Source organism: uncultured Tenacibaculum sp. (assembly GCF_947494125.1).
Taxonomy (GTDB): Bacteria; Bacteroidota; Bacteroidia; order Flavobacteriales; family Flavobacteriaceae; genus Polaribacter.
Genome location: NZ_CANLTU010000004.1, coordinates 244,534 through 254,969 on the forward strand (window position 1 = coordinate 244,534; position 10,436 = coordinate 254,969).

A 10,436-nucleotide genomic window follows, 5' to 3' on the forward strand; every position below is an offset into this window, starting at 1 on the left:
TTAATACATGAAAAAAATAGAAGCAATTATACGAAAATCAAAATTCCATCAAGTCAAAAAATCTTTGCATGAAGCTGGCATTAACTTCTTCTCTTATTGGGATGTAACCGGACTTGGAAATGAAAAAGAAGGACATGTATACAGAGGTGTGTCTTATAGTACTAGTGATATTCAAAGAAGATATTTATCTATTGTTGTTAATGATGATTTTAAAGAAGCTACCATCAATGCTATTTTATCCTCTGCTTCAACCGGAGAAGTTGGTGACGGAAAAATATTTGTTTCAAATATTGAGGAGAGTTATAGAATAAGAACAGGAGAAAAAGGAAAAAACACACTTAACTAACAAAATTATGGATATGCTTACAATAAATAATGTGTGGATGATGATATGCATAGCTCTTGTTTTCTTTATGCATTTAGGTTTTGCCTTTTTGGAAATAGGACTAACAAGACAAAAAAACACGATAAATATATTATTCAAAAATATTTTTATAATCACCGTAGGATTACTCTTATACTATCTAATTGGTTTCAATTTAATGTACCCTGGTTTTTCTAAAGATGCTTTAGGCATTTTAGGTTTTTCAGGAATTGGATTAGATGCTCCATTAAAAAACGGTGTTTTAGATTTAACATATAATGAAGGTTACACATATTGGACTGACTTTTTATTTCAGGGAATGTTTGCCGCAACTGCTGCTACAATTGTTTCTGGGGCTGTAGCTGAAAGAATGAAATTAATTCCCTTTATTATTTTTACAATAATATATGTAGGGATTATATATCCAATTGCTGGCTCATGGAAATGGGGAGGTGGCTTTTTACATACCTTAGAAACTCCATTTTATGATTTTGCTGGATCTACTTTAGTACATTCTGTAGGTGGATGGGCAGCTTTAATTGCTGTTTGTTTATTAGGCCCAAGAATAGGAAAATTTAAAAAAGGAAAAGCACAAGCTATTCCTGGGCATAACATTCCTATTGCTACTGCTGGAGTTTTAATTCTATGGTTAGGCTGGTTCGGTTTTAATGGAGGCTCAGTACTTTCAGCTAATCCATCAGCTACTTCTCTAACATTAGTAACTACATGTTTAGCTGCCGCCGCTGGAGGCTTCTTAGCTTTCCTAACATCTTCAATTATTTATAAAGGATTTGATTTAACCATGTATTTAAATGGAATTTTAGGTGGTTTAGTTGGGATCACTGCTGGAGCAGATCAAATGTCTCCTACCGATGCTATACTTATTGGAGGAATTGCAGGTATCATTGTCGTTTTTGCAGTAAGCATAATTGATCGTTTAAAATTAGATGATCCTGTTGGTGCCATTGCTGTACACTTAGTATGTGGTATTTGGGGAACATTGGCTGTAGGAATCTTTGGAAACTTAGCAGGTTGGAATCAATTTGTTTCTCAATTAATTGGAATTTTAGCGTATACAGTATTCTGCTCAGCTTCTTCATTTATAATCATTTTTACTTTAAAAAAGACAATGGGAATTAGAGTAAACGAAAGAGAAGAATTAGAAGGACTAGACAAATTTGAACATGGAATTAATGCATATCCAGATTTTAGATTAAACGAACATTAAAAACATAAACAATATGGAAGATCAGGGATTATATTTAAGCGAATTCGAAAGAGACAATTGTGGTGCTGGCTTCATTTGTAATTTAAATGGAGAAAAGTCTAATACAATTATTCATAATGCACTTGAAATTTTAGTAAAATTAGAGCATCGTGGAGCTGTTAGTTCTGATGGTCGAACTGGAGATGGTGCTGGTATTTTAATTGATATCCCCCATAAATTCTTTAAACGAGTTTGTTCATTTATAATTCCTAAATCAAAAGAATATGCCGTAGGTATGGTCTTTCTACCTAAAAGTTCTAACCAGACAAACTATTGTGTTTCAATTTTAGAAGATGAAATAAAAAAGCAAGGCTTACGAATCATTGGGTGGAGAGATGTTCCTGTAGACACTTCTATTATTGGAGAAATTGCTTCAAAAACTGAACCTAAAGTAAAACAAATATTCATAGATAAGAATGAAAGCAAACTAACAGATATACAGTTTAATGCTAAACTATTTGCTGCTCGTAAAATAGCAGAACATATTATTGCTAAATCTAAACTTTCGCAAGCAAATTATTTCTATATCTCTAGCCTTTCAACAACAACTTTAATTTACAAAGGTTTATTAATTCCAGAAGATATAGGCAGGTATTATATCGATTTAAAAGAAAAAGATGTAGTTACCAGATTAGCTTTAGTACATCAGCGTTTTTCTACAAACACGTTCCCAGCTTGGAGTTTAGCACAGCCTTTTCGTTATATGTGTCATAATGGAGAAATTAATACACTTCGTGGAAACGTTAGTAGAATGAGAGCACGAGAGGAATTAATGAAAAGTGACTTATTCGGAGAAGACATAAAAAAATTATTTCCTATTGTAACCGACGGTAAATCTGACTCTGCGTCTATGGATTTAGTCGTAGAATTACTATTAATGACTGGAAGAACATTACCAGAAGTAATGATGATTATGGTTCCTGAAGCCTGGGAAAAACACCAAACAATGTCCGAAGATAAAAAGGCTTTTTATGAATACAACTCGTGTATAATGGAACCTTGGGACGGTCCAGCATCAATTCCTTTTACTGATGGAATCTATATCGGCGCCTTACTAGATAGAAATGGATTAAGGCCTTCAAGATATACAGTTACTAAAGATGGGTTTGTAATTATGTCTTCAGAAATTGGTGTCGTAAAAATTGCTCCAGAAAATGTTGAAAAACACGGTAGACTAGAACCCGGAAAAATGTTTTTAGTAGACATGGATGCTGGTAGAATTATTGAAGATGAAGAAATAAAAACTAAAATTGTATCTAAGAATCCATATAAAAAATGGGTTTCGGAACACATGTTACCACTAGCGCAAGTTCCTTACACAAATAATATGTGTCCAATTGAACCTACAGCATATAAAACAAGATTACGAGCTTTTGGTTATACTTTAGAAGAAATCAGTTCTATAATCAATCCAATGGCTATAAAAGCAAAAGAAGCTATTGGTTCAATGGGAACAGATACTCCTCTTGCAGTTTTATCAGACAAACCGCAATTGCTATATAATTATTTCAAACAATTATTCGCACAAGTAACCAATCCTCCATTAGATGGAATAAGAGAGGAATTAATTACAGATATCAGTTTAGCTATTGGAGGAGATCGTAATATTTTCGACATTATCCCCGATCAAGCAAAAAAATTGAAAATTCAAAACCCTGTTATTTCTAATGACGACTTAGATAAAATTAAAAACATAACGCATCCAGAATTTAAAGCGGTTTCTATTCCTATGTTATACCCTATTTCTGAAGGTGTAAATGGTTTAGAGAAAGCGTTAGACAACATTCTTATTGCTGTAGAAAAAGCTGTTTTTGAAGGAGCAAATATTATTATACTTTCAGATAGAAATGTAGATAAAAATAATGCACCAATACCTGCTTTATTAGCTTGTTCTTATGTGCATCATTCTTTAAATAACAAACAAAAAAGGTCAAAATTTGGTATCGTTTTAGAAACTGCTGAAGCACGTGAACCACATCATTTTGCTACTTTATTTGGTTATGGAGCCAGTGCCATTAATCCATACTTAGTAAATGAAATTATAAGAGAGCAAGTAAAAACAAAAGTTATTAAAGACTTAGATGAAGAAACAGCAGTAAATAATTTTAATAAAGCTATTGGAAAAGGGATTTTAAAAATAATGAATAAAATAGGGATCTCTACACTACATTCATACAGAGCATCACAAATTTTCGAAGCTTTAGGGCTTAAAAAAGCTTTTACTGAAAAACACTTTCCATATACTCCTTCAAGAATTGGCGGAATAGGGTTAGTTGTTTTAGAAAAAGATATTCAAAAAAGATTTGACAAAGCATTTAAACTAGAAAATTATAAATCGGTATTAGATCTTGAAATTGGTGGTGATTATAGGTGGAGAAGAAACGGTGAAAAACACATGTTTAATCCAACCACAGTTGCAAAACTACAACAAGCAGTTAGAAGTAAAAGTAAAGACAGTTATAAAGTTTATGCTGATAAAGTAAATAAACAAAGTGAAAATTTAATGACCCTACGAGGTCTATTTGAGTTTAATAATTTAGATCCAATTTCTATTGATGAAGTTGAGCCATGGACAGAAATAGTAAAACGTTTTAAAACTGGAGCTATGTCTTACGGATCAATAAGTCAAGAAGCTCATGAGAATTTAGCCATTGCTATGAATAAAATTGGAGCTAAAAGTAACTCAGGAGAAGGAGGAGAAAACAAATTACGTTTTATAAAAGAAAAAAATGGTGATTGGAAGAATAGTGCAATTAAACAAGTAGCTTCTGGTAGATTTGGAGTTTCAAGTAATTATTTAACCAATGCAAAAGAAATACAAATTAAAATGGCTCAAGGAGCTAAGCCAGGAGAAGGAGGGCATCTTCCAGGTGAAAAAGTATTACCTTGGATTGCTAACGTTAGAAATTCAACTCCTTATGTTGGTTTAATCTCTCCACCACCTCACCACGACATCTATTCAATAGAAGATTTAGCACAATTAATTTTCGATTTAAAAAATGCCAATAGAGAAGCTAGAATTAATGTAAAATTAGTTTCTAAAGTTGGTGTAGGAACAATAGCAGCAGGAGTAGCAAAAGCAAAAGCAGATGTAATATTAATATCTGGATTTGATGGAGGAACAGGAGCCTCTCCTTTAACTTCATTGAAACATGCAGGGCTTCCTTGGGAATTAGGACTAGCAGAAGCGCAACAAACATTAATATTAAACGGATTAAGAAATAGAGTTGTTCTTGAATGTGATGGGCAATTAAAAACAGGAAGAGATGTCGCTATAGCTGCATTATTGGGGGCAGAAGAATTTGGTTTTGCAACAGCCCCTTTAGTAGCTTCAGGTTGTATTATGATGCGTGCTTGTCATTTAAACACTTGCCCAGTAGGTATAGCTACTCAAGATCCTAAGCTTAGAAAAAACTTCAAAGGAACACCGGAACATGTAATCAACTTCATGTATTTCGTTGCAGAAGAGTTAAGAGAAATCATGGCGCAATTAGGCTATAGAACACTTAATGAAATGATTGGGCAAAGTCATAAACTAAACACAAACAAAGCAATAAAACATTATAAAGCAAAAGGAGTAGATCTTTCAGCTATTCTGTATAAGCCTCAACAGAGTAAGAATAACATTCAATACAATACTGAAAATCAAAACCATAATTTAGATAATGTATTAGATTTCAAAATTTTTAATGACGCTAAAGCAGCAATTATTAATAAACAAGAAACTACATTAACCTATCCAATTCAAAATACAGATAGAGCAGTTGGAGCAATTTTAAGTAACGAAATTTCTAAGCGTTATGGAGAATCAGGCTTACAAAAAAACACATTAAATATAACATTTAAAGGATCAGCAGGTCAAAGTTTTGGAGCATTCTCTACAAAAGGATTAACACTAATAGTTGAAGGAGAAACTAATGATTATTTAGGAAAAGGACTTTCAGGAGCAACCTTAATAATTAAAAAACCACCTACAGCTACTTTTAATGCTTCAGAAAATGTAATTACAGGAAATGTAAGTTTTTATGGTGCAATAAGTGGGAAAGCATTTATTAATGGGATCGCTGGAGAACGTTTTGCCGTTAGAAACTCGGGAGTAACAGCTGTTGTTGAAGGCGTAGGTGATCACGGTTGTGAATATATGACAGGAGGAAAAATTATTGTATTAGGTAAAACAGGAAGAAACTTTGCAGCAGGAATGAGTGGTGGAACTGCGTATGTTTTTGACAATGACAAAGAATTTACTAAAACATCATGTAATAAAGAAATGGTCGATTTAGACCCTCTCTCTAATGATGATTTTAAAGAACTTAAAGAATATATAAAAGAACATTATTCTTATACGAATAGTAGTTTAGCAAAAGAATTTCTAGAAAACTGGGAGGAACAAAAACTTCATTTCATAAAGGTATTTCCTAAAGACTTTAAAAAAGCCCTAAAAAGATTATCAGAAGAAAAAACAATACTTAAAAAAATTTCAGCGTAAATTATGGGAAAAATAAAAGGATTTATCGAAATTAATAGACAGAATGAAGAAAATATTCCTGTAAAAGAAAGAATTAAAAATTATAACGAATTTGCTATTCTTTTAAATGAAGCAGAAATAAAAAAACAAGGAGCTAGATGCATGGATTGTGGTATTCCATTTTGTCATAGTGGTTGCCCACTTGGAAATTTAATTCCAGATTTTAACGACATGGTATATAAAGGAGAATGGGAAAAAGCATCTAAACTGTTACATTCAACAAATAACTTTCCAGAATTTACAGGAAGACTTTGTCCAGCTCCTTGTGAAAAATCATGTGTATTAGGAATTGTAAACGATCCTGTTTCTATAGAAAATATTGAAAAAAATATTGTAGAAAGGGCATTTAAAAATGGATGGATTCAACCACAACCACCTAAAAAAAGAACAGGAAAAACTGTTGCAGTTATCGGGTCTGGTCCATCTGGATTAGCTACATCTCAACAATTAAACAGAGCAGGTCATAATGTAACCGTATTTGAAAGAGATGATGAGATAGGCGGTTTACTTCGTTATGGTATACCAAATTTCAAATTAGAAAAAAATATTATAGACAGAAGATTAAAAATCTTAGAACAGGAAGGAATTATATTTAAAACCAATGCAAATGTTGGAGTAAATTACGATATAAAAAATTTAGATTATTTTGATGCAATTGTTTTATGTGGAGGAGCGACCAAACCTAGAAGTTTACCTATAAAAGGTATAGAATCAAAAGGAGTATATCAAGCAATGGATTTCCTTACACAACAAACTAAAATAGTATTCAATAAACCTATTGATGAAAAAAAAATCTCAGCCAAAAACAAGAATGTAATTGTTATTGGTGGTGGAGATACTGGTTCAGACTGCATAGGAACTTCAAATAGACAGGGAGCAAAATCTGTTACAAACTTTGAAATTATGCCAAAACCTCCAGGTTCAAGAAGTGAAAAGACACCATGGCCTTATTGGCCACTACAATTAAAAACTACTACATCACACGAAGAAGGTTGTGAACGAAACTGGCTTATTAATACGAAAGAATTTATAACAGATAGTGATGGGAATCTTACGGCAATAAAAACGATTCAAGTTGAATGGGAAATTATTCCAGGCCAGAGACCAAAATTAATTGAAAAACCTAATACCGAAAAAATATGGCCATGTGATTTAGTCTTACTTTCTCTTGGATTTACAGGTCCCGAAACAATATTAAGTAAGCAGTTGGGAATAAATTTAAATAAGAAAAATAATTATGAATCAAAAAATTATCAAACCAGTATACCACACATATTCACAGCAGGAGATATGCGTAGAGGTCAATCTCTAATTGTCTGGGCCATTTCAGAAGGAAGAGAAGTTGCTGTGCAAGTTGATAAATATTTAACAAATGTTTCTTATTTACAAACAAAAGGTGCTGGAGACATACCTCTAGTATAAAATATAAGTTAAAACAAAAAATATGTCCAAGCTACCTAAAATACAACGATTTAAAGAAAATGTAGAAGCTAAATATAAAATATACAATAGTATATTTATGACCTTACCTTTTGATAGTATTACAAAAACGGGTGTTTTATTACCCCTATTTCATGAAACATGTCAAAAAGGATATGAAAGAGGAGATGATCCAACAACAATTGTAAAATCTTTTTTTAATAAATATCAAGCACGAAGAGATGAGAAAAGCCAAATAAATTTATTATTCAGGTTTATACAATACATCGAAAGACAAGTTGTATTATTTGATGCTATTGAAGACGCAGCCTTTCCTATTATTAATAATATGGATGGTATAGGTACACTTAGAAACTTAAAAGAGTATGCAAGTAAAAACAATAAACTCGATGATTTAAAAAAATATTTAAATGACTTTAAAGTTAGAATTGTACTTACCGCACATCCAACACAATTTTATCCTGATTCTGTATTAGGAATTATAAATGATCTTTCTAAATCAATTAAAGTAAATGATATACAACAAATAACACAATTACTAGCTCAATTAGGAAAAACACCATTTTTTAGACAAAAAAAACCAACTCCATATGATGAGGCTATTAGCTTAATATGGTATTTAGAAAATGTATTTTATAAATCGTTTGGAGATATTTATGATTATGTTAAAAAAAACATATTTGACAATGATAAAAATTTAAATAACGAGATAATAAACATAGGTTTTTGGCCAGGAGGAGATAGAGATGGTAATCCTTACGTAACACCAGAAATAACATTAAAAGTAGCTGAAAAATTAAAAGAAGCGATTATTAAAAGTTATCATCGAGATATTAAACTTTTAAAACGTAAGCTAACTTTTGTTGGTGTTGAAGACAAAATACTTAGTCTCGAACAACAACTCTATAGTACACTTGTAAATCCTAAAAACAATTCTCTTACATTAGAATATATTAAAGATGAATTAACCAAGATTAGAGAAGTTCTTAAAACACAACATCAATCATTATATCTAAAAGAAATAGAAAGTCTTATAAATAAAATACAATTATTTGGCTTTCATTTTGCAAATTTAGATATAAGACAAGATAGTCGTCAACATCACAACGTTTTCAATACTATTATTCAAAAATTAAAAGAGAATAACATTGACATTTTTCCTAGCAATTATGAAGAATTAACTAGTGAGGAACAAATAAAAATATTATCGAAAGTGGAAGGTAAAATAGACCTCTCTATATTCAATGACGAATTTGTGATTACAACATTAGAAACTATCAAAGCCATAAAAACAATTCAAGAAATTAATGGTGAAAAAGCAGCAAATAGATATATTATTAGTAACAATCAAACATCTCTAAATGTGATGCAATTATATGCAATGTTAAAATTGGTTGCTTTTCATGAAAAACTAACGGTAGATATCGTTCCATTATTTGAAACTATATCAGATTTAGAAAATGCGTCTTCTGTTATGGAAGAATTATATACAAACAAATCTTACATAAACCATCTAAAAGAAAGGAATAGCAAACAAACAATCATGTTAGGCTTTAGTGATGGCACAAAAGATGGTGGATATTTAATGGCCAACTGGGCAATATTCAAAGCGAAGGAAGAGTTAACCAAAATTTCACGTAAATACGGAATTATGGTAATCTTTTTTGATGGTCGTGGAGGTCCACCTGCAAGAGGAGGAGGCAAAACGCATCAATTCTATGCATCTTTAGCACCTAATATAGAAGATAAAGAAATACAATTAACTATTCAAGGGCAAACCATAAGTTCAAATTTTGGAACTTTAGAATCGTCACAATACAACGTTGAACAATTAATTAGTTCGGGTATTACAAATAAACTAGATGATAAACTAGTTACAAACGATTTGCAAACCATAAATAAATTGGCTGAAATTAGTTATGACACTTATTCAAACTTTAAAAAGCATCCAAAATTCTTAGCTTATTTAGAAAAAATGAGTACGCTAAAATATTATGCAAAAACAAACATTGGAAGTAGACCATCAAAGAGAAGTAACTCAGATAAATTAATATTTAGTGATTTAAGAGCGATACCATTTGTGGGCTCATGGAGCCAATTAAAGCAAAATGTTCCAGGTTTTTTTGGAGTTGGAACAGCTTTAAAACATTATGAAGATAATAATGAATTTGATAAATTAATAGAATTATATAATCAGTCTAGTTTTTTTAAAACCTTAATTGAAAACAGCATGATGTCACTTTCTAAATCTTTTTTTGAATTGACAAAGTATATGAGAAATAACAAAGAATATGGAGAATTCTGGCAAATAATTTATGAAGAGTACCAATTATCATATCGATTAATTTTAAAATTAACAGGATACAATCAATTAATGGAAAATCAACCTTCAGTAAAAGCCTCTATAGATATTAGAGAATCAATTGTTCGTCCTCTATTAACCATACAACAATATGCTTTAAAAGAAATACAAGAATTAGAAAAGAATAAATCAGTAAATCAAAATCAAATAAGCATATTAGAAAAGATCGTAATTCGTTCTTTATATGGAAATATTAATGCTAGTAGAAATTCAGCATAAGTATTTCATTTAAGTTTAGAACAAAAAAAAACCTCAATCTTAAAAAAGATTGAGGTTTAAAAGAAAGGCAACGACCTACTCTCCCACCATTGGCAGTACCATCGGCGCTAATGGGCTTAACTTCTCTGTTCGGAATGGTAAGAGGTGAGCCCCATTGCAATAATCACCTTAAATCGTTCAGTATATTTCAACTGTATAAGTTAACATATTAGTAAAATCATATCGTAAATTGTCAAAGAGTTTCGCTTCCCTCACAAGG

Annotated in this window: 5 protein-coding genes and 1 rRNA gene; 5 read left to right on the forward strand and 1 reads right to left on the reverse strand. The window is 31.3% G+C overall.

Features of this window, described 5'->3' with window-relative positions:
* The first annotated feature begins 7 nt into the window (after nucleotides 1-7).
* The 5 genes from Q0881_RS09720 to Q0881_RS09740 are packed head-to-tail and all read left to right on the forward strand — an operon-like array spanning nucleotide 8 to nucleotide 10,177.
* Nucleotides 8-346 carry a P-II family nitrogen regulator gene (locus Q0881_RS09720; RefSeq protein ID WP_299159509.1) on the forward strand — a complete coding sequence of 113 codons (339 nt, stop codon included), beginning with the start codon at nucleotides 8-10 and terminating at the stop codon, nucleotides 344-346.
* 7 nt (nucleotides 347-353) lie between these two features.
* On the forward strand, nucleotides 354-1,592 hold the full coding sequence (gene amt / locus Q0881_RS09725) for an ammonium transporter (protein ID WP_299159510.1): 1,239 nt from the start codon (nucleotides 354-356) through the stop codon (nucleotides 1,590-1,592).
* A gap of 13 nt (nucleotides 1,593-1,605) precedes the next feature.
* The gene (gene gltB, locus Q0881_RS09730; protein WP_299159512.1) at nucleotides 1,606-6,117 is read left to right on the forward strand and encodes a glutamate synthase large subunit; all 4,512 of its coding nucleotides are present in this window, start codon (nucleotides 1,606-1,608) and stop codon (nucleotides 6,115-6,117) included.
* 3 nt (nucleotides 6,118-6,120) lie between these two features.
* Nucleotides 6,121-7,578, forward strand: coding sequence for a glutamate synthase subunit beta (locus Q0881_RS09735; RefSeq protein ID WP_299159514.1), 1,458 nt, complete (start codon nucleotides 6,121-6,123; stop codon nucleotides 7,576-7,578).
* A 22-nt stretch (nucleotides 7,579-7,600) separates the two neighbouring features.
* Nucleotides 7,601-10,177: a phosphoenolpyruvate carboxylase gene (locus Q0881_RS09740; protein WP_299159516.1), complete on the forward strand. Its 2,577-nt coding sequence runs from the start codon at nucleotides 7,601-7,603 to the stop codon at nucleotides 10,175-10,177.
* Nucleotides 10,178-10,239: 62 nt separating this feature from the next.
* Here the strand turns inward: Q0881_RS09740 and rrf are convergent.
* Nucleotides 10,240-10,348 (reverse strand): 5S ribosomal RNA (gene rrf, locus Q0881_RS09745).
* Nucleotides 10,349-10,436: the final 88 nt, after the last annotated feature.

Bases quoted from the DNA above. Each gene is read 5' to 3' on its own strand.
- Q0881_RS09720 (WP_299159509.1), top strand. From the start codon at position 8: ATGAAAAAAATAGAAGCAATTATACGAAAATCAAAATTCCATCAAGTC.
- amt (WP_299159510.1), top strand. From the start codon at position 354: ATGGATATGCTTACAATAAATAATGTGTGGATGATGATATGCATAGCT.
- gltB (WP_299159512.1), top strand. From the start codon at position 1,606: ATGGAAGATCAGGGATTATATTTAAGCGAATTCGAAAGAGACAATTGT.
- Q0881_RS09735 (WP_299159514.1), top strand. From the start codon at position 6,121: ATGGGAAAAATAAAAGGATTTATCGAAATTAATAGACAGAATGAAGAA.
- Q0881_RS09740 (WP_299159516.1), top strand. From the start codon at position 7,601: ATGTCCAAGCTACCTAAAATACAACGATTTAAAGAAAATGTAGAAGCT.